Raw genomic sequence first — 24,866 nt, 5'->3', positions numbered from 1 at the left:
ATTCACTTAACAAGGGGTGTATATAGTGCTGGAAAAGACAACACGCATCAATTATCTCTTCGACTTTTATCAAGCATTGCTAACACCCAAACAACGCAATTATATGGAAATGTACTATTTGGAGGACTATTCACTTGGTGAAATTTCCGAGTTGTTTCAAGTGTCACGTCAAGCTGTCTATGATAATATCAAACGTACTGAAGCGATGCTGGAAACATATGAAGAAAAATTGCATTTATACAGTAAATTCGAGCAGCGGGCTTCTCTTATAGACCAAATCGAGAAAACAGTGTCCGATAAAGCTGTATTGGATATGATCAATAAACTAAAAGAATTGGATTAGGGGGACACCTTCTATGGCATTTGAAGGATTGGCCGACCGTTTACAAAGTACAATAAAGAAGATTACCGGTAAAGGGAAGGTTTCTGAACAAGATGTAAAAGAAATGACACGGGAAGTTCGTTTGGCGTTATTGGAAGCCGATGTTAACTTTAAAGTGGTTAAAGATCTTATTGCCCGTATAAAAGAACGGGCAATCGGTCAAGAAGTAATGGAAAGTCTGACTCCTGGCCAGCAGGTCATAAAAGTGGTAAAAGAAGAATTGACTGCTTTGATGGGGGGAGAGCAAAGTAAAATCGCTGTTGCCGACCGGGCGCCAACGGTAATTATGATGGTAGGTCTCCAAGGTGCCGGTAAGACAACGACTACAGGAAAACTTGCCAACCTGTTGAGGAAAAAACATAATCGATCCCCTTTGCTTGCTGCCTGCGATGTATATCGTCCTGCAGCAATTACGCAGCTGGAAACGCTTGGTGGGCAATTGGAGATGCCTGTTTTCTCTATGGGTACAGAAGCAAATCCTGTCGATATTGCCCAGAAAGCTGTCGAAAAGGCAAAAGAAGAACATCACGATTATGTCATTATAGATACTGCCGGGCGTCTGCATGTTGACAGTGATCTAATGGATGAACTCCAGCAAATAAAAGCAAGTGTTAAACCAGATGAGATTTTCCTTGTGGTGGACTCCATGACTGGTCAGGATGCCGTAAATGTTGCAGAAAGCTTTAATGAGCAGCTGGATATTACGGGTGTAGTTCTTACGAAGCTTGATGGGGACACTCGCGGTGGTGCAGCATTATCCATCAAAGCCGTTACGGATAAGCCTATTAAATTCGCCGGTATGGGCGAAAAGCTGGATCAGCTTGAGGCATTCCATCCAGAACGTATGGCTTCACGAATACTTGGAATGGGAGATGTCCTTTCATTAATTGAAAAAGCCCAGTCCAATGTAGATGAAAAGCAGGTTAAAGAGCTTGAAGAAAAAATGCGGACGATGTCGTTCACCTTTGATGATTTTCTTGAGCAGATGGGCCAAGTGAAAAAAATGGGGCCGCTGGATGATTTGATGTCCATGATTCCTGGTGCAAACAAAATGAAAGGTCTAAAGAATGCCCAGCTGGATGAAAAACAGTTGTCCCAGGTCGAAGCCATCATTCAATCCATGACCAAAAATGAAAGACAGGATCCGGCCATCATCAATGGAAGCCGCAGAAAACGTATTGCCAAAGGTTCTGGAACATCGGTATCCCAAGTCAACCGTCTAATCAAGCAATTCAGTGAAATGAAAAAAATGATGAAACAGATGACCAACATGCAAAAAGGCAAAAAAGGCAAGGGCGGCTTTAAATTCCCGTTTTAACTAAGTCTGGAAAAAACTCTATTACTATGCAGAAATCGCTTTGCGGACATGTTTTTGCATTAGGCGAACAGACATGGAGAACAAATTGTTGCTTGTAATGTAAAAACCCTTTACAGACTCAATTTTTTCTGATAGAATCTAAACTTGTGAAAAACATTTTATTGGAGGTGCAGATAATGGCAGTAAAAATCCGTTTGAAACGTATGGGATCTAAAAGAAACCCATTTTACCGTATTGTTGTAGCTGATTCACGTTCTCCTCGTGATGGACGTTCTATTGAACAGATTGGAACATATAACCCAGTGGTTAGTCCAGTTGAAGTTAAAATAGATGAAGAAAAAGCACTTGATTGGATGACAAAAGGTGCAAAACCAAGTGATACAGTTCGTAATCTTTTCTCAAATGAAGGCATCATGAAAAAATTCCACGATCAAAAAAATACTAAATAAGTAGTGTGATATCATGAAAGCCCTAATAGAATCGATTGTTGCCTCTTTAGTTGATTATCCAGAAGATATTGTCATTACGGAGAAAGAGGAAGATGCAAAGATTATCTATCATCTTGCTGTGAATCCGGACGATGTCGGAAAAGTAATAGGGAAAAATGGGCGTATTGCAAAAGCAATCCGTACGGTTGTCTATGCAGCTAAAACAGAAGGTAATAAACGTATTTATTTGGATATTATGTAAAGGGAAAGCGGACCCCCGCATGAGGGTTCTTCTTTCCCTTTTTACTCATTCCAATGCGGTGTACAAGCTAGCTGTTCAAGAGTTTAGAAAGCATTGACACGATATGCTTACAAAAAGATTTCTTGTGGGAGCGAGGAGAACCAGTGAATATTATTAAAAAAGTTCTTATCAAGCAAATTGTTACCGAGAAGAGCAAAGAAAAGATATACGGCAATTTCCACAACCATAAATTGCGACTTGAACAAGAGTGCCAACAACTCCTCTTTGAGAAAAGAAAACTGCAGAATAAGCCAGGTGTTTCGAAACAGGATATCGAGCAGCGGTTTCAGCAGGAAATCAATAACCGCAAGGAGAAGATTAAACTGGTCGATTTTAAAATTGACCAATTGGAGTCACTGGAAATTGGAAGTGAAATTATCGAAAATGAAGTTGATGCTCTTGTTGAGGTTGAGATTGGTTCAAACTGGAATGATTTGGAGAGTCAGGCAATTGTGATAAAAGATGATATCGTTATAAGAATTGAGAAATAGCAGGTGATAGGATGAATGATAATATGTTTACGATAGGGAAAATCGTTAATACACATGGCATTAAAGGTGAAGTGAAGGTACTGCGCATCAGTGATTTTGATGAACGCTTCAATCCGGGAGAATTGGTATATGTCTTCAAAGACGAACAGCCGATTAAATTAAAAATTGCAGCCCACCGAATCCATAAAGGCTTTGATCTCCTTCAATTTGAGGGCTACGGCAATATCAACCTCGTCGAATCCTTCAAGGGATGCGAATTAAAAATAGGTGAAGATCAGTTATCCGAACTGGATGAGGATGAATTCTATTACCACGAAATAATAGGATGCGAAGTCTTTACTGCCGATGAGCGCCGGTTAGGGAAAATCAAAGAAATACTTTCTCCTGGAGCAAATGACGTTTGGGTCGTTAAACAGGAATCAGGGAAAGACCTGCTTATTCCATATATTGAACAAGTTGTCAAAAATATTGATATTGATTCCAGGAAGGTAGTCATAGAGCCGATGGAAGGACTGCTGGATTAATGCATATTGATATATTGACACTGTTTCCGGAAATGTTCTCAGGTGTTTTCAATTCTTCCATATTGAAAAAAGCAGGAGAAAGAGAAAAATTCAGCTATAACCTCGTTAATTTCCGTGATTATACAGAGAATAAGCATATGAAGGTGGATGATTACCCATATGGGGGCGGTGCTGGAATGGTGCTTACGCCGCAGCCGGTATTTGATGCTGTTGAAGCTGTTAAAGGGGAAAGCGCGGTGAAGCCTCGTGTTATTCTCATGTGTCCGCAGGGAGAGACGTTTACTCAACAGAAAGCAGAAGAACTGGCTGGGGAGGAACACTTAATTTTCATCTGTGGCCATTATGAAGGCTATGATGAAAGAATAAGAGAGCATCTCGTGACAGATGAACTGTCCATTGGTGATTATGTACTTACCGGCGGAGAACTAGGTGCCATGGTGGTGGTGGATAGTGTCGTCCGGTTACTGCCGGAGGTTCTCGGTAATATAGAATCTGCCCCAGAGGATTCTTTCTCTACTGGTTTACTGGAGCATCCACATTATACAAGACCGGCTGATTTCCGCGGAATGAAGGTCCCGGATGTATTAATGTCGGGGGACCATGCAAAGATCAGAAACTGGCGCCGGGCGGAGTCCCTTAAACGCACCTATAGACGCCGCAGCGACCTTCTCGATAATTATCGTTTAAGTGAGGAAGATCAGGAGCTGTTGAAAAAGATTAAAAAAGATGAGGGAACATGATAAAAACTTCCTTTGTCCTTTGAAAATAGTGTTGAACTATTAAATTCAATATGTTATATTAGATATTGTGCTTAAGTTCGTTTAGGTACATATAAACGATGTTCCGCTGTTCGAATCAGAATAATGAGCATTGGTTTGGAAGGAGTGAAGTAGAATGCAACAACTTATTGCAGACATCACAAAAGATCAGCTTCGTACAGATCATCCCGATTTTCGTCCTGGTGATACGCTAAAGGTTCACGTTAAAGTAGTAGAGGGAACACGCGAACGTATCCAGGTTTTCGAAGGTGTTGTAATCAAACGCCAAAACGGTGGAATCAGTGAAACATTTACAGTAAGAAAGATTTCTTACGGTGTAGGTGTTGAACGTACTTTCCCAGTACATTCACCAAGAATCGAAAAAATCGAAGTTTCTCGTCGTGGTATTGTACGTCGTGCGAAACTATACTATCTTCGTAATCTACGCGGAAAAGCAGCTCGTATTAAAGAACGTCGCTAGTATCCATGAGCTGAATAAAAAACGCTATCGGAAAGGAGCTTGGCAAAATTGCACAAGCTCCTTTTTATTTTTTAGTCTATATTTAGTTAAGGTTGTATGAATGTATGATACTGGCTTACAATAAAATTATACATAGCATAAGTCGGAGGGGAATTCATGGCAAAGAAGGAAAATAAAGAATGGTTTGACTGGATAAAAGCATTATTGCTTGCGCTTGCTCTGGCATTTATAGTCCGTATGTTCTTTTTTGCGCCGATAGTGGTAGATGGACCATCTATGCAGCCTACACTGCATGATAGAGATCAGATGATCGTGAATAAATTTTCCTATAACTTTCAGGAGCCTGAACGGTTTGATATCGTAGTATTTCATGCTTCTGCACAAAAGGACTTTATTAAACGTGTTATTGGTTTGCCTGGGGAACATGTCGCCGTGGAAGATAATGTTCTGTATATCGACGGGGAAGCAGTCGAGGAACCATTTTTAGATGAACAGAAGAATAAAATGAAACCATATGAGACATCGACAAGCGACTTCTTGCTTGAAGAACTTCCTGGGGGACATGAGGTTATTCCGGAAGGACATGTATTTGTGCTTGGTGATAATAGGGGTAATTCCACGGACAGCCGGATGCTGGGAGTAATCCCGATGGAACAGATTGTCGGTAAGACGAACCTTGTCTATTGGCCGTTCGACCGCATCCAGATTATAGGAAAGGAGGAAGAATAAATTATGCCGATTCAATGGTTTCCCGGACATATGGCAAAGGCCAGACGGGAAGTAGAAGAAAAATTGAAGCTAGTTGATTTTGTAATGGAGCTAGTCGATGCGCGGGCGCCATTATCCTCACAAAATCCGATGCTTCAGCAAGTATTGCAGCATAAATCGAAAATGATTGTTCTAATGAAGAAAGATTTGGCTGATCCTCGCGAAACGGAGAAATGGATCAATCATTTCAGAGAAAAAGAGGTTCCTGCAATAGCGGTCGATGTGAACAACAAGGCGGATATTAACCGTGTTATTCAAATGGCCAAAGAGCTTGGGCAGGTGAAGATGGAGAAACTGCTCAAAAAAGGGATTAAACCTAGACCGTCACGAGCAATGATTGTGGGTATCCCGAATGTAGGGAAATCAACACTGATCAACCGGCTTGCAAATAAAAAGATTGCCAAAACTGGCGATCGTCCCGGAATCACAAAGCAGCAGCTTTGGATTAAAGTCAAAAAGGATTTCGAACTTCTGGATACACCAGGAATTTTGTGGCCCAAATTCGAAGACCAGACAGTTGGCTACCGGCTGGCCGCTATTGGAACAATAAAAGATCAGCTTCTTTCTTTACAGGATATCACAGCATTTGTGATTGATTATATGAGAGAATATTATCCGGAGCAGCTTGAAGAGCGATATACGATTGATCGTACGATGGATGATATGCTGGAAATTTTCAATGCGATCGGCAAGCAGCGCGGGGCGCTTGAGAGCGGTGGAAATGTGAACTTTGATAAAGTTTCGGATGTTGTGATACAGGATCTTCGGACAGGAAGACTGGGTCATATTACATTGGAAACACCAGAAATAAAATAGGGCATACATCCAAGGATGTGTGTTTTATTTTTTCTACTATATGGATATGATTGTACCGATATAAGAAAGAGAGAGAATGGTGTTAAGATGGAGAAGCATTCAATTGCCGTATTGAAAGAAATAATAAAACAAGGAAAGCTTAGTGACGAACTGATGTCCCAACTGAAAAAGGATGAGAGAAAAGGAGTTCAGTCCTTGCTGAAAAGCTATGAAAAGCAAAAGTTTAAAGAGAAGCAGCTTGAGGAGAATTTCTTGGCAATGACAGCATATGAGCGGAAGGCTTACAGCGATGGATGCAAGTATGTTGCGGGCATTGACGAAGCCGGGAGGGGTCCGCTTGCCGGTCCAGTAGTTGCGGCCGCTGTGGTTCTTCCAGAGGATTTTCTGCTGCTTGGTCTCAATGACTCCAAACAATTGAATGAACGAACAAGAGAACGATATTTTATGTATATCAAGGAGCACGCAATAAGCTACGGAATCTCCATTGTCGATAATAATAAAATCGACAAAATAAATATTTTTGAAGCAACTAAGCTTGCCATGCTTGAGGCATGTCAACAGCTGCAGCCGGCACCTGACCATGTACTGGTCGATGCTGTTAAACTGAACCAGTTGCCATGTTCTTCCGAATCAATCATAAAAGGGGACGCCAAGAGCATTTCGATAGCAGCTGCCAGTATATTGGCAAAGGTAACGAGAGATCATCTGATGAAAGAGTTACATAATGAATTTCCTATATATGACTTTGCGTCAAATATGGGTTACGGGACAAAGCATCATATGGAAAAATTAAGAGAAGCGGGCGCATCGCCATATCACCGGAAATCATATGCACCTGTCCGGGATGTTCTCGGATAATAGAAGAGTGAGGGATGTAAACCAATGAGTATATTTAAAATAAATGGAGAAATGGCTAAGGTTCTCCAGACACAGCAGAGCCTAAGACCCGGACAAATAGTTCAAGGGAAAATACTGAAGCTTTATCCGGATAATAAAGCACAAATTCAACTTGGCGGGCAGAAGCTGATTGCTCAATTGGAAGCCTCCCTAACGATAGATAACAGATATCACTTCCAGGTTCAATCTTCAGATGAAATGATTCATCTGAAGGTTCTTAGTGAACAAGTGAAAGGGCAATCCCAGATGGCGTTGGAGAAGCTTATGGATCAACTAGGCATAAAATCCAGCAAAGGCAACAGTTCCTTTATACAAGCTATCGTGAATGCAAATATTCCATATGACAGAGAGCAAGTGAGTCGTGCGTTGCAGATTCTTGATACCGTTAAAGATAAAGGGAAGGCCCAGCAGATTTTAATTGGAATGATAGCACGCAGGCTGCCTGTTACAGAAAATGTTTTCCAGGCTCTGTATACGAAACAGTCAAGTGATTTCAGCCACCAGCTGTCCGAAATGCTGCAGCAGCTTAAATCGCGTTCAACTTCAGAGCTGTCCATGCGGATTGAACAGCTGATCGAGCCGCCATTAAGTGAGAAAATGGCCTTGATCAGGCAGGTTATTGCAGACAATAGCAGCAATAGCCAGCAGTTATTTCAAATCGTAAAGCATATGGGAATGATCCCACAAAATGTGGATTTTCAGACCTGGAAATCGGAATGGAAACAGATGGAGCCATTATTGGCAGATAAGGTAAATACACCACCATTACAGGAAGTGAAGTTACCATTCCAGTTAAACCATTCGACGGTTTTGCAGGTACTTGAACAAGTCAATTCGAACAAGCAAATGCTACTAGCAGAGTCACAGGAGCTTCTGAAAATATGGGGATCCAAGCTGAACCAGGCCACATCAAATGGTGCTGTATTAACACAGAGTGATTTTGTGAAGCTCCGTGATGATATGGCACAGAAAATAGCGCCGCTGCTAGCCGTGGACCAAGGGCAGTCACAAAGAATTATTTCCAATGACCTGCCTCAGTTGGAACGGTTATTGACTATGCTTGAAACCTTCAGCAAAGCCCAAACGTTTGCCCAATTGAATAATACGTTGGCTTCTGTAAATCTGGATAAATTATTTATGCTTCTTTCACCAAAAGATCAATTCATGCAGCAGTTGAATCAAATCCTGCAGTTTACCGGATTATCCTATGAAAGCCAGATTGCAACGAATACGTTAGAAGAAAATCAGAGTATCAAATCCATGCTGATCCAGCTCGTACAGCAGGGAGAAGGTGTTATGGGGGACAAAGCTGCACAGCTGACGCATTTTATAAATGGAATGCAACTAAATTCAGTTAATGAATCTGCCAATTTCATCCAGGCTGCTCTTCAGGTTCCAGCCGAAAAGCTGGGATTAAAGCAAGATATGGAGCTTGAATTTGAAAGCCGGAAGACAGCGGATGGCAAGATTGATCCGGATTATTGCAGAATCCTGTTTTATTTGGATCTGGAACAGCTGAAAGAAACAGTGATAGACATGCATATTCAAAAGCGTTCTGTTTCAGTTACCATTTACAATGATGCTCAGGATTTAAAAAGGAATACCGTCTCTATCCAACCTGTACTATCACAAGGACTGGCGACGTTAAATTATCATTTGTCCTCGGTCCATTTCAAGCCATTGCAGGAACAGCAAAAGGATAGCAAGAATGTGGAAGCAACGTCGTTTCAGCCAACCTATCAAGGAGTGGATTATCGGATATGACAATGAAACGTAAGATGGCTGCAGCACTTCGGTACGATCAAGATAAGGATTTTGCTCCGACGGTTACTGCAACTGGGAAAGGTCTAGTTGCAGACGAAATAATCAAGAAGGCTAAGGAAAGTGAAGTACCGATACTTGAGGATGCTTCACTGGTAGGACTGCTGGCAGAACTGAATATAAATGAAAAAATACCAGAGGAATTGTACCAGGCGGTAGCAGAAGTGTTTGCGTTTGTCTATCAAGCAGACAAGCAAATGAGTGACAAATAATGGCTAAGAATATAAAACTATAAATTAATCAAATTTCGCTAATTCTTGTGAAATTTGATTTTTTTTAATACAATAGAGTTGCAATGAAATTGATAGGAGGATGGAAGATGAACATTCACGAGTATCAAGGTAAAGAAGTTCTACGCGAATTTGGTGTGAAGGTTCCCAGGGGCTATGTTGCATACACAGTAGATGAAGCTGTTCAGGCAGCGGAAAAACTTGGCACAAGTGTAACCGTTGTCAAAGCGCAGATTCATGCCGGTGGCCGTGGTAAAGCTGGTGGTGTTAAAGTTGCTAAGAACTTGGAAGAAGTTCGTACATATTCGGATGAAATTCTCGGTAAAACTTTGGTGACACATCAGACAGGTCCAGAAGGTAAAGAAGTTAAACGTTTACTTATTGAAGAAGGCTGTGATATTCAAAAGGAATATTACGTGGGTGCAGTACTTGACAGGGCTACTTCCCGTGTCGTATTTATGGCATCTGAAGAGGGCGGTACAGAAATAGAAGAAGTGGCAGAAGCTACGCCTGAAAAAATCTTCAAGGAGATTATCGATCCTGTTGTTGGGCTATTACCCTACCAAGCTAGAAGATTGGCATTCAATATTAATATACCTGACGAATTAATAGGCAAGGCCGTCAAATTCATGACAGGTTTATACAATGCATTCATTGAGAAAGACTGCTCGATTGCAGAAATCAATCCACTCGTGACTACCGGTGATGGAGAGGTGCTTGCACTCGATGCGAAGCTAAATTTTGACGATAATGCATTATACCGTCAAAAAGGAATTCAGGAGCTTCGTGATTTAGAAGAGGAAGATGAGAAGGAGACAGAAGCATCTAAGTACGATTTGAGCTATGTGTCATTGGATGGAAATATTGGCTGCATGGTCAATGGTGCTGGTCTTGCAATGTCCACAATGGATATTATCAAGCATTATGGCGGCGACCCCGCTAACTTCCTTGATGTTGGGGGCGGTGCCACAGCTGAAAAAGTTACAGAAGCATTTAAAATTATTCTGTCCGACCAAAATGTTAAGGGGATTTTTGTAAATATCTTTGGCGGCATCATGAAGTGTGATGTTATTGCCGAGGGAGTTGTCGAAGCAACGAAACAAGTAGGATTGGAATTACCGCTTGTCGTGCGCCTGGAAGGAACCAATGTAGATAAAGGCAAACAGATTCTAGAAGAGTCCGGATTGAATATTACTTCAGCAAGCTCAATGGCGGATGGTGCTGAAAAAATCGTTTCCATGGTCGGTTAATCTTAAGAAAATATTTCTTAATATAGAAAGGACGGACGAAAATGAGTGTTTATATAAATAAAGATACAAAAGTAATTGTCCAGGGGATTACAGGTGGAACAGCCAAATTTCATACGAAACAAATGCTCGAATATGGCACAAAAATTGTCGCTGGCGTAACTCCGAAAAAAGCGGGTTCTGAAGTAGAAGGTGTACCGGTATACAATACGGTTAAAGATGCGGTAGATGCTTCAGGTGCTACAGCTTCTGTTATCTATGTACCTGCTCCTTTTGCGGCAGATGCGATCATTGAAGCAGCAGATGCTGAATTGGATTTGGTAATTTGTATTACAGAGCATATTCCTGTACTGGATATGGTAAAGGTTAAACGGTATTTGGAAGGTAAGAAAACCCGTTTGATCGGGCCAAACTGTCCAGGTGTCATCACTGCAGATGAATCCAAAATCGGTATAATGCCAGGTTATATTCATAAAAAGGGTCATATCGGAGTAGTATCAAGATCTGGAACATTGACCTATGAAGCGGTACATCAATTGACTCAGGCGGGATATGGTCAAACATCCGCAGTGGGGATTGGCGGAGATCCCGTTAACGGGACAAACTTTATAGATGTTCTAAAAGAATTCAATGATGACCCGGAAACAGAAGCAGTTATCATGATTGGTGAAATTGGCGGCACGGCTGAAGAAGAAGCGGCTGAATGGGTTCAAGCAAATATGAACAAGCCAGTTGTCGGCTTTATTGGTGGAGCAACTGCTCCTCCAGGTAAACGTATGGGACACGCAGGAGCCATTATTTCCGGTGGTAAAGGAACAGCAGCCGAAAAGACAAAAGCAATGGAAGCATGCGGTATTACCGTTGCCGAAACCCCGGCAGTAATGGGAGAAACAATGATTAAAGTCCTAAAAGAAAAAGGGCTGGAAGAAAAATGTAAAACACATTAAATAGCAATGGGGACTAGCAAGTGGCATAGGCAGGGACATACTTGCACTAATAGAGATGGAAACCAGCCTTTGGCCATGGTCTTTATGCAGCATGTTTTAAAATGAGTGCCTGGCAGAATACTCCTGCCGGGTTCTTACTCTATTTAAGAAAGGATAGATGTTTATTGGAAACCGTTCGTGAAAGAATAGTTCATTTGCAGCGTTGCCGCGGAATATCGAGAAGGTTTATCTATCGTCTCCTTCAGCAGGACCCTTCACTTAAAGAAATCTACAACTATACCCCCGCAGAAATAACAAGACAGTTTTTACTGCCTCATAAAAATGCTTCATTATTTTATTCCGACCTTCATAATCTAGCTTTAAGACAGCGGATCCTCGATGATTTGAAAAAATTTAAAATCATCACAATAGTTGACGAATCATATTCACCTGTGTTAAATACAATAAAAGACGCTCCCCTCGTATTATACGCTCTCGGCGACACGTCATTATTATCCTTTTCTCCTGCCTTAAGTGTAATTGGTACCAGAAAACCATCTCCAGATGCAGTACAAAAAATGGAACTGATCGTAAAGCCGCTTTTGAAAGAAAATTGTCTTATCGTAAGCGGAATGGCAAAAGGAATTGACAGTTTAGCACATAAAATTGCCCTGGCAGAGGGCGGCAAGACTATCGCAGTCCTGGGCAGCGGTTTTCATCATATCTATCCAAAGCAAAATATTTCTCTATTCCATCAAATAGCCAGGAAGGGTTTAGTCTTGACGGAGTATCCCCCAGACACTCCGCCTGTACGATATCATTTTCCTGAAAGAAATCGTATCATAAGCGGATTGAGCTATGGAACGCTTGTTATTGAAGCAACTGAACGCAGTGGTACACTGATTACTGTCGAACAGGCCCTTGATCAGGGAAGGGAAGTGTATGCTGTTCCTGGGTCGCCCGCACATCCTCAGACAAAAGGCTGCCACAGGATGATCCAGGATGGGGCGAAGCTCGTTCATGAAGCTGCCGATATTAAAGAAGACTGGCAATGAGAATAATGAATAAATTGCATAGCAATAAAGTTTGGAGTATCGTAAGTTTGACAAATTTATATTATGAATTTAGTATTAGGAAAGATTTCCAATCGTAAATTGTCAACCTCATTATAGGAGGCACTATCATGTCAGATTATCTGGTAATAGTTGAATCGCCAGCGAAAGCAAAAACGATTGAACGCTATTTAGGAAAAAAATATACGGTTAAAGCATCCATGGGCCACATTCGTGATTTGCCGAAAAGTCAAATGGGTGTGGACGTGGATGATAATTATAAACCAAAATATATCACGATCCGAGGCAAAGGCGACGTCCTTAAGGAATTGAGAAAGTCAGCGAAAAAGGCGAAGAAAATATATCTCGCGGCCGACCCCGACAGAGAAGGGGAGGCAATCGCCTGGCATTTAGCCCATATTTTGAACGTAGATGAAAATTCGCCTTGCCGAGTGGTATTTAATGAAATTACCAAAGATGCCATTAAAGAGTCATTTAAGCATCCCCGTTCCATTGATTTGGATCTGGTCGATGCGCAACAGGCTAGAAGGATTCTTGATCGCCTGGTAGGCTATAACATCAGTCCGTTACTTTGGAAAAAAGTTAAAAAGGGACTAAGTGCGGGGCGGGTGCAATCGGTAGCCCTCAAGATGATCCTCGACAGGGAAAAAGAAATCGAAAAATTTGAACCTGAAGAGTATTGGTCAATCGATGCACAGTTCCAGAAAGACAAGGAAATTTTTGAAGGGTCTTTCTTTGGAATCAATGGCAAAAAAACAGAACTGAAAACAGAGAGCGATGTAAACGATATTAAAGCTAAAATGGATGGCAATAAGTTTACGGTCGATAAAGTAAATAAACGCGAACGCAAAAGAAATCCTGCACAGCCGTTTATTACCTCTTCCCTGCAGCAGGAGGCAGCAAGAAAGCTTAACTTCCGGGCAAAGAAAACAATGATGATTGCCCAGCAGCTGTATGAGGGAATCGATTTAGGCAGAAAGGCAGGAGGCATTACCGGTTTAATTACGTACATGCGTACGGATTCTACCCGTATCTCTGAAACAGCAAAGCAAGAAGCAAAGGGTTATATAGAAGAAAATTATGGAAAAGAGTATCTCGGCACATCAAAGCCAGTGAAAAATAAGGAAGGTGCCCAGGATGCCCATGAAGCAATTCGTCCAACTTCTACATTAAGGGATCCGAAAACCATAAAAGACTTATTGTCCCGGGATCAGCTGCGGTTATACAAACTGATTTGGGAACGCTTTGTTGCAAGCCAAATGTCACCGGCGGTAATGGACACGATGACAGTTCATTTATTAAACAATGATGTAGAATTTCGTGCAACTGGATCCAAGATTAAGTTCAAAGGCTTTATGAGAGTATATGTGGAAGGTACGGATGATAATAAAAAGGTGGAAGATAAATTACTGCCTGATTTGTCAGAAGGTATGACAGTGGATTCAAAAGAAATTATTCCGAATCAGCATTTTACACAGCCACCACCAAGATATACAGATGCCCGACTGGTGCGCACGATGGAAGAGCTTGGAATAGGCCGTCCTTCAACCTATGCACCGACATTGGATACCATCCAGCGCCGAGGCTATGTAACAATGGATAATAAGCGATTTATCCCTACTGAACTTGGAACGATCGTCTGTGAGATGGTAGAGGAATTCTTCCCGGAAATCATTGATGCCGATTTTACCGTCAAAATGGAAAACGACCTGGATTCCGTTGAAGAGGGTAAAATAGAGTGGATGAAGATTATCGATGAGTTCTATGGCGGTTTTAGTAAACGTCTGGAAAAAGCGGAAAAGGAAATCGAAAAAATTGAAATCAAAGATGAGCCCGCAGGTATTGATTGTGAGAATTGCGGTCATGAAATGGTATATAAAATGGGGAGATATGGAAAGTTTCTCGCCTGTTCCAACTTTCCGGAATGCAGAAATACAAAACCGATTTTAAAAGAAATTGGTGTCAAATGCCCGAAATGCAAAGAAGGAAATGTCGTAGAAAGAAAATCAAAGAAAAGAAGGACGTTCTATGGCTGTGATCGATTCCCGGAATGTGATTTTGTCTCCTGGGATAAGCCAATCTCAAGACCATGTCCGAAATGTGACTCTTTACTCGTTGAAAAGAAAACGAAGAAAGAAGCACAGGTACAGTGTACGAATTGTGAATACAAAGAGGTAGCACAGAGTTAGCTGTTCATAAAATGAACAGCTTTTCCTTTTGGTTGATCCTTTTCCGGCAAAGTTTCATTTATCTGCTATTTGGGAAGATGTCTACTATAATACAGAGGAGGCAAAAAAATGGCTGATAAAAAGCAATACTTCGTTGCAGTGGATTCAAAAGAGATAAGAGAAATTTCAATTGATGATAATCAGGTGGAGTATGAAATCGAGGCGGAAGAAAGTGAGCTGCTGGAAATAGAAGAATTGTTTAAAACAATGGAAGGGGAATCAAAAGAAGCGATTCTCGATTTCCATTTCAGACCTTTTGATGAAGATAAAGTAGACAGTGAAAGAGAAGTATACCATGATTCGCTCATTAAGATTTATCAAAAGATATATGAGCTGGGTACACCCGATACAAAGAAAAAAATTGATGAATTGGGAATAATATAGCAACAACTTGGAAATTAATGGAATAGCAATGTTCACAAAACTTTCACTGTAGTGCCTATTTCGAAAAAACTAGGTATTAGTTTGTTGACTAAGCTTTATCAAATCGATATAATAACGCATTGGTAAGCTAATTTACTTTACAGGCAAACTCTTTTTATCGACAAAATTCAACAATTAACATGACAAACTAAAATGTTGTGTTATAATTGAGTTTGATATCGATTCAGAATTTTGTTACAATTTAGTTAAATTCATTGCTTTTTCTAAAAGAATGTGCTACTATTTATCCGCGGTTCAATGGGGTGAAAATTTGGATAACTTCAAGCATCATTGTGAAGCTTTTATAGAGTATTTGCAGATTGAAAAAAATGCTTCCCCCTATACTATCAAGTATTATCGCAGCGACCTTGAACTGTTTTTCGGCTTTCTCAATCAAGAAGGAATTCAGAGCCTGAACAATGTGGAACAGCGTGAAATACGGCTATTTCTCACAATGCTGTATGATCAGCAATTAAGCAGGAAATCTGTTTCCAGAAAAATTTCTTCCTTAAGAAGTTTTTATAAATTTCTGGAGCGTGAGAGATCGATTGAGACCAATCCATTCATTCATATATATCTACCGAAAACAAGCAAGCCTGTTCCCGGGTTTCTATATATGGAAGAATTGGAAAAGTTGTTTGACGTCAATGATATGACAAAGCCAGCCGGTCAACGCGATCAGGCAATACTTGAAGTATTGTATGGGACTGGGATACGCGTTAGTGAATGTCAGGGAATGAGACTAGAGGATATTGATTTTTCTATAGGCACTATTTTCGTCAAAGGTAAGGGCCGGAAAGAGCGTTATGTTCCATTTGGAAGATTTGCGGAAATTGCCTTGGAGACATACATAAATGAAGGCAGGGTGAAGTTACTTCATAAATCCGATAGCTCATCGGACTCTGTCTTTTTGAATGCCCGGGGAAAACCGCTGACTGCAAGGGGAATTCGTACGATTCTGAACAAGATTGTCGAAAGAGCTGCATTGACCGTTCATGTTCACCCGCATAAATTGCGCCATACATTTGCAACCCATATGCTGAATGAAGGAGCAGACCTTCGTACTGTACAGGAATTGCTGGGACATGAAAGTTTATCCTCTACACAGATATACACTCATGTAACAAAAGATCATCTTCGGGATGTCTATATGAAAAGCCATCCGCGGGCAAATGATTAAAACCTGAACGAATGAGGTGAAATGGATGTCGAATGAAATGCATGCCACTACCATTTTTGCGATTCAGCATAAAGGGCAATGTGCGATGAGTGGTGACGGACAGGTAACGCTAGGCAACGCTGTTGTGATGAAGCACAAGGCCAAAAAGGTCCGTACATTATTCAACGGTAAAGTGCTGGCGGGTTTTGCTGGTTCGGTTGCTGATGCTTTTACTCTCTTTGAAAAGTTCGAAGGCAAGCTGCAGGCTTTTAATGGAAACCTGACCAGGGCTTCTGTTGAACTGGCCCAGGAATGGCGTACTGATAAAGTACTTCGCAAGCTGGAAGCAATGCTGATTGTTATGAACAAAGATAATATGTATCTGGTTTCAGGCACTGGTGAAGTAATTGAACCAGATGATGGAATCTTAGCAATCGGATCTGGCGGAAATTACGCATTGAGTGCAGGGAGAGCCCTTGTCAGACATTCAGGAGATTTAACTGCAAAGGAAATAGCTCAGACTGCATTGGAAGTTGCTGGTGAAATTTGTGTCTACACAAATGATCATATTACGTTGGAAGCACTTGATTAATGAGGGAGGTTTTTCCTAAGGATGGGAATAGATTACACTCCAAAACAAATTGTGGGTCAATTGGATAAATATATAATTGGACAGCAGCAGGCTAAGAGATCTGTAGCGGTAGCGCTTAGAAACCGTTATAGAAGGATGAAGCTTGATGAAACGATGAAAGAAGAAATAGTTCCGAAAAATATTTTAATGATTGGACCTACCGGTGTCGGGAAAACAGAGATAGCAAGAAGACTTGCAAAACTGGTAGGTGCTCCGTTTGTGAAAGTGGAGGCAACCAAATTTACGGAGGTCGGCTATGTTGGTCGCGATGTAGAATCAATGGTTCGCGATCTGGTAGAGATGGCTGTCCGCATGGTGAAGGAAGAGAAGATGACCGAGGTGATGGGAGCTGCTGAACAGGAAGCGACTAAAAAACTTGTGAAATTGCTTGTTCCAAGTGCCAAGAAACAGTCAAGTGTAAAGAATCCTTTTGAAATGCTTTTTCCAAATCAATCTGCCAACAGTGATACAACTTCAAATGACCAGGAAAAAGACGATGAGATCAGAAGCAAACGTCAGAGAATTGAACATCAATTAGCTTTAGGTGAACTCGAAGACCATATGGTGAGCATTGAAATTGAGGAAATCCCGCCGTCCATGTTTGATATGCTTCAAGGTTCAGGTATGGAACAGATGGGGATGAACATGCAGGATGCCCTGGGTCAATTTATGCCTTCGAAAAAGAAGAAGCGTAAATTGCCAGTATCTGAAGCAAGAAAAGTAATCACGCAACAGGGAGCACAGAAACTGGTCGATATGGACGAAGTTGCCCAAGAGGCGGTTAAGCGAGCGGAGGAGACGGGTATACTGTTTATAGATGAGATCGATAAGGTCGCAGGAAAACAGGAAACCACTGCGAATGTCTCTAGAGAAGGCGTGCAGCGGGATGTATTGCCAATTGTGGAAGGCTCGACTGTTGTGACAAAGCATGGACCTGTTAAGACAGATCATATGCTATTTATTGCAGCAGGGGCATTTCATATGGCCAAACCGTCCGATCTTATTCCCGAACTGCAAGGGAGATTTCCAATACGGGTTGAACTTGAAAAGTTGTCAGTTGATGACTTTAAGAAGATTTTGACCGAACCTTCCAATGCACTGATCAAGCAATATCGGGCATTAATGAAAACAGAAGGTATAAATGTTGTTTTTACGGACGATGCTATAGAGAGACTGGCAGAAATTGCCTATCAGGTAAATCAGGACACAGATAATATTGGGGCCAGAAGGCTGCATACCATATTGGAAAAACTGCTGGAAGATTTATCATTTGAAGCACCTGATATTTCGATGGACCAGATAGACATCACAAAAGACTATGTGGACCAAAAACTAAATACTATTGTACAAAATAAAGATTTAAGTCAATTTATACTATAATTTTCACTATTGAAATGGAGGATCATCATGGATTTATTAAATCGCGCAAGAAAAATTAACGCTATGTTACAAAAGGCAACAGGAAAGTCAGTCAACTTTAATGAAATGTCTGCATCATTAAGAGATGTAATCAAAGGCAATGTGTACATTGTCAGCAGACGCGGAAAATTATTAGGATTTGCTGTCAATCAGGAAATCGAAAACGAACGCATGAAATCAATGCTTGAAGAAAGACGCTTTCCTGAGGAATATACATTGGGATTGCAAGATATTCGTGAAACAACTGCAAACCTTGATATCGAGAGCCCGCAAACAGTGTTTCCGGTTGAAAACAGAGAATTGTTCAAAGAGGGCCTCACTACAATTGTTCCGATAATTGGTGGTGGAGAGCGTCTGGGAACATTGATTCTTGGAAGAGTTGATGAAAGTTTCAGCGATGACGATCTTCTTCTTGCGGAATATGGAGCAACAGTTGTCGGAATGGAAATTCTGCATGAGAAAACAGAAGAAATTGAAATGGAAGCAAGAAGCAAGGCAGTTGTACAGATGGCAATCAGTTCACTTTCCTACAGCGAACTGGAAGCAATTGATCACATCTTTGAAGAGTTGAATGGTCATGAAGGATTATTGGTAGCAAGTAAAATTGCCGACAGAGTCGGAATTACAAGGTCTGTAATCGTTAACGCACTTAGAAAGCTTGAAAGTGCTGGTGTAATCGAATCCCGCTCATTAGGGATGAAAGGTACTTACATCAAAGTACTTAACGATAAATTCCTTGTTGAGCTTGAAAAACTTCGTTCAAGATAAGTTTATAAATTGCCAAACAAAAAAGCCAGGATTTCCTGGCTTTTTTTTATTGGGTTATTTTAAATATTTTAGTTATAAATAGAAGCGAAATCAACTTGCCGGTGCTCTTGCAAATTTCTGCAAAAAAGCTCCGCCGGAAAACAAACCTTACCTAATAAAAACTGGTCCCCATCACAGAAAGTGACTTCCCAAGGCCGGCCATTGCTGATGCAGCAGTAGATATATCCATAGTGAACAATAATTCTGAAAAGAAAATTGACAAAAAAAGGATAAAAAATGAGAGAAATTGACTAGTTATATTTAACTATTTTGTTTTCTTGTGTTAGAAAATGTCGAAAAGTAATAGACTTTGTCAATGTTATAAACTACAATATTCGTAGAAGGTACGTGTTTTATGTCCGTATAATAAAAAAGTTTTTTTCGGGAGGTTTATTGATGGACTTATTTGGAGGAACAATTAACCAGCTCGGCCAGTCGCTGGATTACGCAACGGCAAAGAACAATGCGATTTCAAATAATATTTCCAACGCAGATACACCAGGCTACAAATCACAGAATGTCGTTTTCAAAGATGTTTTGAATGATGCAATATCATCCAATCTACAAGCAAAACGAACCAATGATAAACACCTCTCCTTTAATTCTGATCAAAGTTCGTCTTACCGCATTGTAACTAATTCCAATACCACATATAACCATAATGGAAATAATGTTGATGTTGACAAAGAAATGACCGAACTTGCGAAAAACCAAATCTATTATAATGCTGTGGTTGATCGGATTAATGGCAAATTCAGCAGCCTGCAGACCGTAATAAGAGGAGGTAACTAATCGATGTCAATATTTGGTTCCATTAATGCAAGTGCAAGTGCACTTACTGCCCAGAGGCTTCGTATGGATGTTGTATCATCCAATATCGCGAATGCACAATCGACCAGGGCGGTATTAAACGAAAATGGAGAATATGAGCCGTATCGAAGAAAAATGGTCGTTATGCAGTCAGCTGACAACAGCTTCAAGAGCATGCTCCAAAATGCTTCTGCTGCACCGTCTGCTTCCGGAGTTAAAGTGTCTGAAATTACAGAAGATGAAGAACCGTTTAAGCTTACTTATAATCCGGATCATCCAGATGCCAATGAAGCTGGTTATGTTGAAATGCCCAATGTAGACCCTCTTCAGGAAATGGTAGACATGATGAGTGCAACGAGATCCTACGAAGCGAATGTTACAGCATTGAATGCAAGCAAAAGTATGCTGATGAAAGCCTTAGAAATCGGAAAATAGAAGTAGAAGATAAGGAGAACGCACAATGACTATCTCAATAAATGATGTATCGCAAGCCTATAATGCTACACAGCTTAACGCTACCAAACCTTCTGTAACATCAGGAGATGCACAGGCAAACTTTGCGGATTCGCTTAAAGGAGCCATCGAAAACCTTAATACGATACAAATGGAATCTGACGCCAAAACAACAGCTTTGGCTAATGGCAATATCGATGATCTTCACGACGTTATGATTACAGCACAAAAAGCGAGCGTTACACTTGAAACTACAGTGCAGGTTCAGAAAAAAGTTATCGATGCCTATAACGAGATAATGAGAATGCAAGTGATTATGAGCTTGATAAAGAAACCATCAACTATGAATTCAACCGCATCCGAAAAGATATTGTGGAGAGCCCTTATAAGGTAAGGGACCTCGGTATTCAGGTTGCTGTCGATAATGTATCAAACGTGGATGGTGATGAGGTCGAATTTTTGACACAGCAGGAACAAATGGCTGTCGAGGACGGCATCGGTTCTATCCTTAATTCCATTATTGGTACAACAATTGATGCGGCATATGGGGAAGTCAATCCGGAAGAGAAGACTTCTATTGTATTCCAGGAGTTCTCTGAGAGCCCTGCAACGATTGAAACACCTTCTCCTGTTATACCGATATGGATGTATATAGCGGCTGCAGTCTTGCTTGCTATTATCATACTGCTCGTAGTCCTGTTAATTCGAAACCGAAAGAATGAAGAAGAGATAATAGAAGAAACGGTGACAGAGACCGCTATTGATGAAGTTCCTGAATTACCGCAGGAAGAAGAGTCTGAAACCGTAGTGAGAAGAAAACAATTAGAAAAAATCGCCAAAGATAAACCGGAAGACTTTGCTAAATTATTAAGAAGCTGGATTGGTGAAGACTAGGGGGAACAGAAATGGTAAGACAAAAAGGTGCATTAACCGGAAAACAAAAGGCAGCAATTCTCTTAATCTCCTTAGGTCCAGATGTTTCGGCACAGGTCTATAAATATTTGTCTGAAGAAGAAATTGAAAAGCTGAGTTTGGAGATTTCATCTGTGAAAAAAGTAGATTCCAGTCTGAAAGAAGATGTCATTGAACAGTTTCATCAGATTGCTATCGCGCAAGACTATATTACACAAGGTGGAATCGGTTATGCAAAGACGGTATTGGAAAAGGCGTTCGGGAAACATGAGGCATCCAATATTATCAATCGCCTTACCTCTTCTTTACAGGTAAGACCATTTGATTTTGCAAGAAAAGCGGATCCGCAGCAAGTACTTAATTTTATACAGGGGGAGCATCCGCAGACAATTGCCTTGGTATTATCCTATCTCGATCCTGAGCAGAGTGGGCAAATCCTCTCTTCTTTACCACAGGAGATGCAGGCAGACGTGGCAAAAAGAATTGCAACAATGGATTCGACATCTCCTGAAATAATCTCACAGGTGGAACAGGTGCTTGAGAGGAATATCTCGTCATCTGTTACAGAGGATTATACACAAACAGGCGGAATTCAAGCAGTTGTCGAAGTGCTCAATGGTGTTGACCGCAGCACGGAACGTACCATATTGGATGCACTGGAAATACAGGATCCGGAGCTCGCAGATGAAATCAAGAAACGAATGTTTGTATTTGAGGATATTGTTATTCTGGATAACCGGGCCATTCAGCGTGTTATTCGCGAAGTGGAAAATGATGATCTGCGACTATCTCTTAAAGTTGCAAGTGATGAAGTGAAAGATGTTGTCTTTTCGAACATGTCTCAGCGCATGGCAGAAACCTTTAGAGAAGAAATGGAATATATGGGTCCTGTCAGACTGCGGGATGTCGAGGAAGCACAAACAAGAATCGTATCAAGCATTCGCAGGCTCGAAGATATTGGAGAAATAGTCATCGCCAGAGGCGGAGGAGACGATATCATTGTCTGATGCAGAAAACCGGAAATTCCAAAGTCAGAAGCTGATAAAAATAAGGCCGGTCGAACTATTGCAAAAGGAAACCTCCGAGGAACCTGCTGCAGATATGGAGCGGGATAGAGATCTTATTCTGCAAAAAATAACCGACATGCAGCAAGAGCTTACTGAATTATCGCAAAGAAAGACAGCGCTAATCGATCAGACGAACCAAGAGATAAGCCAAGCTAAACAGGATTGGGACACCGAGAAGAAGCAATGGATCGAAAACGCCAAGCAGGAAGGATTTACCGCAGGGTTTCAACAAGGTAAGAATGTTGGTTACGACGAATATAAAGAGAAGCTTGAGCAAGCCAATCTCATTATTGATGCGACAACAAATGACTACCATGCGACCATTGAAAAAAGTGATGAGATCATTCTGCAGCTCGCAATCGGTGTTGCAGATAAGATTCTCGATCAGCAGCTGACAGATGATTCTAACTCATTCATGGGGATTGTCAGGAGAGCGATACAGGAAATTAAGGACCAATCAGTAGTTACCATTAACCTTCATCCGGCAAATTATGACCTTGTGATGCAGCATAAAGAAGAACTGCGAAGAAGTCTGGGAAATGATACGAAGCTGTCTGTCTATATAGACGATAAGCTGGAGGAAAACGCCTGCCTGATTGAGCATCCGTTTGGAAAGATTGATGCAAGCATCGATACACAGCTCTTAAAAATCCAGGAGGCATTACAAGATTATCTGATGGAGAAAAGATCATGAATATAACAGATTATTTTTCCGTAATCGAAAATGCCGACACGTTTAAACGGTATGGAAAAGTCTTGCGTGTTGTCGGACTCATGATTGAGTCGGAGGGTCCTGCAGCCAATATAGGAGAAGTATGTTACATCCACGCATCCTCTAATGACAGAAAACCGATTATTTCAGAGGTTGTTGGTTTTAATAATGAGAAAATAATTCTCATGCCCTATGCAGAGGTTACTGAAATCGGACCTGGTTGTTTAGTAGAGTCCACTGGTAAACCACTTACCGTTAAAGTAGGCCGTGCGCTGATTGGTCAAGTCGTCAACTCCTTAGGCAGACCGCTCGATGATGAATTATCAACGCCAAAAGGGCTGTCCAGTTATATGACGGATCAGACGCCGCCAAATCCGATGTCGCGTCCTCCTATCAGAAAACCGATACAAGTCGGGGTAAAAGCGATTGATTCTTTGCTTACAATGGGAGAAGGCCAGCGGGTCGGCATATTCGCAGGAAGCGGAGTGGGAAAAAGCACATTGCTTGGAATGATTGCGAGAAACAGCAGTGCGGATATCAATGTAATAGCATTGATTGGTGAGCGTGGCCGTGAAGTAAGAGAATTCATTGAACACGACCTTGGCGAAGAAGGTTTGAAAAAGTCTATTGTAGTTGCCGCCACGTCAGATCAGCCGGCCTTGATGCGCATAAAAGGTGCATATACTGCAACAGCGATTAGTGAGTATTTCCGCGATTTGGGGTATAAGGTCAATCTCATGATGGACTCTGTTACCCGGGTTGCAATGGCGCAGCGGGAGATAGGATTGGCAATCGGTGAACCACCTACAACTAAAGGATATACACCATCCGTCTTTTCTATTTTGCCAAAGCTTCTGGAAAGAACCGGAACGAATACCAATGGAACCATTACAGCCTTCTACACCGTGCTGGTTGACGGAGATGATATGAATGAACCGATTGCCGATGCTGTACGAGGTATTCTTGATGGACACTTTATAATGGACCGGAAGCTTGCGGAAAGAGGGCAGTTTCCTGCAATAAATGTACAAAAGTCGATCAGTCGCGTTATGAATTTGGTGGCTGATCCCGAACATAAAGAAATTGCCCAGCAGATGCGCAGACTTATCGCAGTTTACGAAGAAAACAGCGAATTGATTAATATTGGCGCATATAAACGGGGGACGAATCAGGAGATAGACCGGGCCATTTCCTATTATCCAAAGATACAGGATTTCTTAAAGCAGGATGTCTATGAATACAAATCTTTGGAGGAAACTGTCCAAATAATGAAAACCCTGCTTAATGGAGGTATGAATTAGATGGCTGAAACAATTGCATTGACAAAGATTCTGGACATACGGGAAAGTGAAAAGAAAGTAGCTCAAAAAGCATACCATCAATCATTGGACTCTTTCGAGAAGATAGCAACAGAACTTTATAATCTTTTAAGAAAAAAAGAAAATGCGGAAGAGCATTATGATCATTTTATTCAATCCGTGACACCAATTGAGCGGATTAAAGAACAGGCCGTATATATAGAAAAATTATCGAGGCAAATAAATGATTTGCAAAAGCACGTCCAAAAAGCCCGAAATGATATGGAATCCAAACAAGTAACGCTTTCTGATGCCCATGTAGAAGTCAAAAAGTTTGAGAAGATTATCGAGATTCGTAAGGACTCTGAGGAAAAGCATAAAAAAAGAGTGGAAAGTGATTTTATGGATGAACTATCCATTACACAATATTTAAACCACAAAAACAGGTGAAGCGAATGGTTGAGAATACAAATAATCAAAAAAGAA

Annotated in this window: 29 protein-coding genes and 1 pseudogene; all 30 read left to right on the top strand. The window is 41.1% G+C overall.

What is annotated here, in order from left to right; translation table 11 throughout:
• Nucleotides 1-25: 25 nt before the first annotated feature.
• The 30 genes and pseudogenes from OMHG_RS06470 to fliJ all read left to right on the top strand — a co-directional run bounded on the left by OMHG_RS06470 (nucleotide 26) and on the right by fliJ (nucleotide 24,830).
• The gene (locus OMHG_RS06470) at nucleotides 26-343 is read left to right on the top strand and encodes a putative DNA-binding protein (RefSeq protein WP_010649367.1); all 318 of its coding nucleotides are present in this window, start codon (nucleotides 26-28) and stop codon (nucleotides 341-343) included.
• 13 nt (nucleotides 344-356) lie between these two features.
• Nucleotides 357-1,700 carry a signal recognition particle protein gene (gene ffh / locus OMHG_RS06465; protein ID WP_010649365.1) on the top strand — a complete coding sequence of 448 codons (1,344 nt, stop codon included), beginning with the start codon at nucleotides 357-359 and terminating at the stop codon, nucleotides 1,698-1,700.
• A 176-nt stretch (nucleotides 1,701-1,876) separates the two neighbouring features.
• Nucleotides 1,877-2,149, top strand: a complete 273-nt coding sequence (gene rpsP / locus OMHG_RS06460) for a 30S ribosomal protein S16 (RefSeq protein ID WP_010649363.1) — start codon at nucleotides 1,877-1,879, stop codon at nucleotides 2,147-2,149.
• 13 nt (nucleotides 2,150-2,162) lie between these two features.
• Nucleotides 2,163-2,390: a KH domain-containing protein gene (locus OMHG_RS06455; protein ID WP_010649358.1), complete on the top strand. Its 228-nt coding sequence runs from the start codon at nucleotides 2,163-2,165 to the stop codon at nucleotides 2,388-2,390.
• 143 nt (nucleotides 2,391-2,533) lie between these two features.
• Entirely contained in the window at nucleotides 2,534-2,920 is a 387-nt protein-coding gene (locus tag OMHG_RS06450; protein ID WP_010649355.1) for a YlqD family protein, read from the top strand.
• Nucleotides 2,921-2,931: 11 nt separating this feature from the next.
• On the top strand, nucleotides 2,932-3,444 hold the full coding sequence (gene rimM / locus OMHG_RS06445; protein ID WP_010649353.1) for a ribosome maturation factor RimM: 513 nt from the start codon (nucleotides 2,932-2,934) through the stop codon (nucleotides 3,442-3,444).
• Nucleotides 3,444-4,184 (top strand): tRNA (guanosine(37)-N1)-methyltransferase TrmD, encoded by a 741-nt coding sequence (gene trmD / locus OMHG_RS06440; protein ID WP_010649351.1) that lies wholly within the window; start codon nucleotides 3,444-3,446, stop codon nucleotides 4,182-4,184. The genes rimM and trmD overlap by 1 nt, the downstream gene beginning before the upstream one ends.
• 154 nt (nucleotides 4,185-4,338) lie before the next feature.
• Nucleotides 4,339-4,683, top strand: a complete 345-nt coding sequence (gene rplS, locus OMHG_RS06435) for a 50S ribosomal protein L19 (protein ID WP_010649349.1) — start codon at nucleotides 4,339-4,341, stop codon at nucleotides 4,681-4,683.
• 156 nt (nucleotides 4,684-4,839) lie between these two features.
• The gene (lepB, locus tag OMHG_RS06430) at nucleotides 4,840-5,412 is read left to right on the top strand and encodes a signal peptidase I (RefSeq protein ID WP_010649347.1); all 573 of its coding nucleotides are present in this window, start codon (nucleotides 4,840-4,842) and stop codon (nucleotides 5,410-5,412) included.
• A gap of 3 nt (nucleotides 5,413-5,415) precedes the next feature.
• Nucleotides 5,416-6,267, top strand: a complete 852-nt coding sequence (ylqF, locus tag OMHG_RS06425; protein WP_010649346.1) for a ribosome biogenesis GTPase YlqF — start codon at nucleotides 5,416-5,418, stop codon at nucleotides 6,265-6,267.
• A gap of 87 nt (nucleotides 6,268-6,354) precedes the next feature.
• Nucleotides 6,355-7,125 carry a ribonuclease HII gene (locus tag OMHG_RS06420; RefSeq protein WP_010649344.1) on the top strand — a complete coding sequence of 257 codons (771 nt, stop codon included), beginning with the start codon at nucleotides 6,355-6,357 and terminating at the stop codon, nucleotides 7,123-7,125.
• Nucleotides 7,126-7,149: 24 nt separating this feature from the next.
• Nucleotides 7,150-8,928, top strand: coding sequence for a hypothetical protein (locus OMHG_RS06415; RefSeq protein WP_010649342.1), 1,779 nt, complete (start codon nucleotides 7,150-7,152; stop codon nucleotides 8,926-8,928).
• Nucleotides 8,925-9,197 (top strand): EscU/YscU/HrcU family type III secretion system export apparatus switch protein, encoded by a 273-nt coding sequence (locus OMHG_RS06410; RefSeq protein WP_010649340.1) that lies wholly within the window; start codon nucleotides 8,925-8,927, stop codon nucleotides 9,195-9,197. The genes OMHG_RS06415 and OMHG_RS06410 overlap by 4 nt, the downstream gene beginning before the upstream one ends.
• A gap of 107 nt (nucleotides 9,198-9,304) precedes the next feature.
• Nucleotides 9,305-10,465 carry an ADP-forming succinate--CoA ligase subunit beta gene (sucC, locus tag OMHG_RS06405; protein WP_010649339.1) on the top strand — a complete coding sequence of 387 codons (1,161 nt, stop codon included), beginning with the start codon at nucleotides 9,305-9,307 and terminating at the stop codon, nucleotides 10,463-10,465.
• A gap of 41 nt (nucleotides 10,466-10,506) precedes the next feature.
• Nucleotides 10,507-11,409 (top strand): succinate--CoA ligase subunit alpha, encoded by a 903-nt coding sequence (gene sucD / locus OMHG_RS06400; protein ID WP_010649337.1) that lies wholly within the window; start codon nucleotides 10,507-10,509, stop codon nucleotides 11,407-11,409.
• A gap of 101 nt (nucleotides 11,410-11,510) precedes the next feature.
• On the top strand, nucleotides 11,511-12,443 hold the full coding sequence (gene dprA, locus OMHG_RS06395) for a DNA-processing protein DprA (RefSeq protein WP_237566157.1): 933 nt from the start codon (nucleotides 11,511-11,513) through the stop codon (nucleotides 12,441-12,443).
• A gap of 128 nt (nucleotides 12,444-12,571) precedes the next feature.
• Complete coding sequence (gene topA, locus OMHG_RS06390) at nucleotides 12,572-14,650, top strand: type I DNA topoisomerase (protein ID WP_010649333.1); 2,079 nt, start codon at nucleotides 12,572-12,574, stop codon at nucleotides 14,648-14,650.
• 108 nt (nucleotides 14,651-14,758) lie between these two features.
• Nucleotides 14,759-15,073 (top strand): hypothetical protein, encoded by a 315-nt coding sequence (locus OMHG_RS06385; RefSeq protein ID WP_010649331.1) that lies wholly within the window; start codon nucleotides 14,759-14,761, stop codon nucleotides 15,071-15,073.
• A 310-nt stretch (nucleotides 15,074-15,383) separates the two neighbouring features.
• Nucleotides 15,384-16,292, top strand: coding sequence for a tyrosine recombinase XerC (gene xerC, locus OMHG_RS06380; protein WP_010649330.1), 909 nt, complete (start codon nucleotides 15,384-15,386; stop codon nucleotides 16,290-16,292).
• Between the two features lie 25 nt (nucleotides 16,293-16,317).
• A complete protein-coding gene (gene hslV, locus OMHG_RS06375; RefSeq protein ID WP_010649328.1) occupies nucleotides 16,318-16,863 on the top strand; it encodes an ATP-dependent protease subunit HslV in 546 nt (181 codons plus the stop codon).
• A gap of 21 nt (nucleotides 16,864-16,884) precedes the next feature.
• Nucleotides 16,885-18,282 carry an HslU--HslV peptidase ATPase subunit gene (hslU, locus tag OMHG_RS06370; RefSeq protein WP_010649323.1) on the top strand — a complete coding sequence of 466 codons (1,398 nt, stop codon included), beginning with the start codon at nucleotides 16,885-16,887 and terminating at the stop codon, nucleotides 18,280-18,282.
• Between the two features lie 27 nt (nucleotides 18,283-18,309).
• Nucleotides 18,310-19,089, top strand: a complete 780-nt coding sequence (gene codY, locus OMHG_RS06365; protein WP_010649321.1) for a GTP-sensing pleiotropic transcriptional regulator CodY — start codon at nucleotides 18,310-18,312, stop codon at nucleotides 19,087-19,089.
• Between the two features lie 435 nt (nucleotides 19,090-19,524).
• Nucleotides 19,525-19,920 (top strand): flagellar basal body rod protein FlgB, encoded by a 396-nt coding sequence (flgB, locus tag OMHG_RS06360; protein WP_010649319.1) that lies wholly within the window; start codon nucleotides 19,525-19,527, stop codon nucleotides 19,918-19,920.
• Nucleotides 19,921-19,923: 3 nt separating this feature from the next.
• The gene (gene flgC / locus OMHG_RS06355) at nucleotides 19,924-20,373 is read left to right on the top strand and encodes a flagellar basal body rod protein FlgC (RefSeq protein ID WP_010649318.1); all 450 of its coding nucleotides are present in this window, start codon (nucleotides 19,924-19,926) and stop codon (nucleotides 20,371-20,373) included.
• Nucleotides 20,374-20,398: 25 nt separating this feature from the next.
• Nucleotides 20,399-20,704: pseudogene (gene fliE / locus OMHG_RS06350) on the top strand (flagellar hook-basal body complex protein FliE); the annotation flags it as partial.
• Between the two features lie 23 nt (nucleotides 20,705-20,727).
• Nucleotides 20,728-21,285: a hypothetical protein gene (locus tag OMHG_RS06345; protein WP_081498503.1), complete on the top strand. Its 558-nt coding sequence runs from the start codon at nucleotides 20,728-20,730 to the stop codon at nucleotides 21,283-21,285.
• An 11-nt stretch (nucleotides 21,286-21,296) separates the two neighbouring features.
• The gene (gene fliG, locus OMHG_RS06340; RefSeq protein ID WP_010649312.1) at nucleotides 21,297-22,310 is read left to right on the top strand and encodes a flagellar motor switch protein FliG; all 1,014 of its coding nucleotides are present in this window, start codon (nucleotides 21,297-21,299) and stop codon (nucleotides 22,308-22,310) included.
• On the top strand, nucleotides 22,303-23,064 hold the full coding sequence (fliH, locus tag OMHG_RS06335; protein WP_010649310.1) for a flagellar assembly protein FliH: 762 nt from the start codon (nucleotides 22,303-22,305) through the stop codon (nucleotides 23,062-23,064). Before fliG ends, fliH begins: the two co-directional genes overlap by 8 nt.
• Nucleotides 23,061-24,383 carry a flagellar protein export ATPase FliI gene (fliI, locus tag OMHG_RS06330; protein WP_010649308.1) on the top strand — a complete coding sequence of 441 codons (1,323 nt, stop codon included), beginning with the start codon at nucleotides 23,061-23,063 and terminating at the stop codon, nucleotides 24,381-24,383. Before fliH ends, fliI begins: the two co-directional genes overlap by 4 nt.
• The gene (gene fliJ, locus OMHG_RS06325; RefSeq protein WP_010649306.1) at nucleotides 24,384-24,830 is read left to right on the top strand and encodes a flagellar export protein FliJ; all 447 of its coding nucleotides are present in this window, start codon (nucleotides 24,384-24,386) and stop codon (nucleotides 24,828-24,830) included. It abuts the gene before it with no gap.
• The last annotated feature ends 36 nt before the right edge of the window (nucleotides 24,831-24,866 follow it).

This window comes from Oceanobacillus massiliensis str. N'diop, assembly GCF_000285495.1.
In the GTDB taxonomy this organism is placed as follows: Bacteria; Bacillota; Bacilli; order Bacillales; family Amphibacillaceae; genus Oceanobacillus; species Oceanobacillus massiliensis.
Note: the sequence above shows the minus strand (reverse complement) of the source record. Positions and strands in the feature narration are given on the sequence as shown.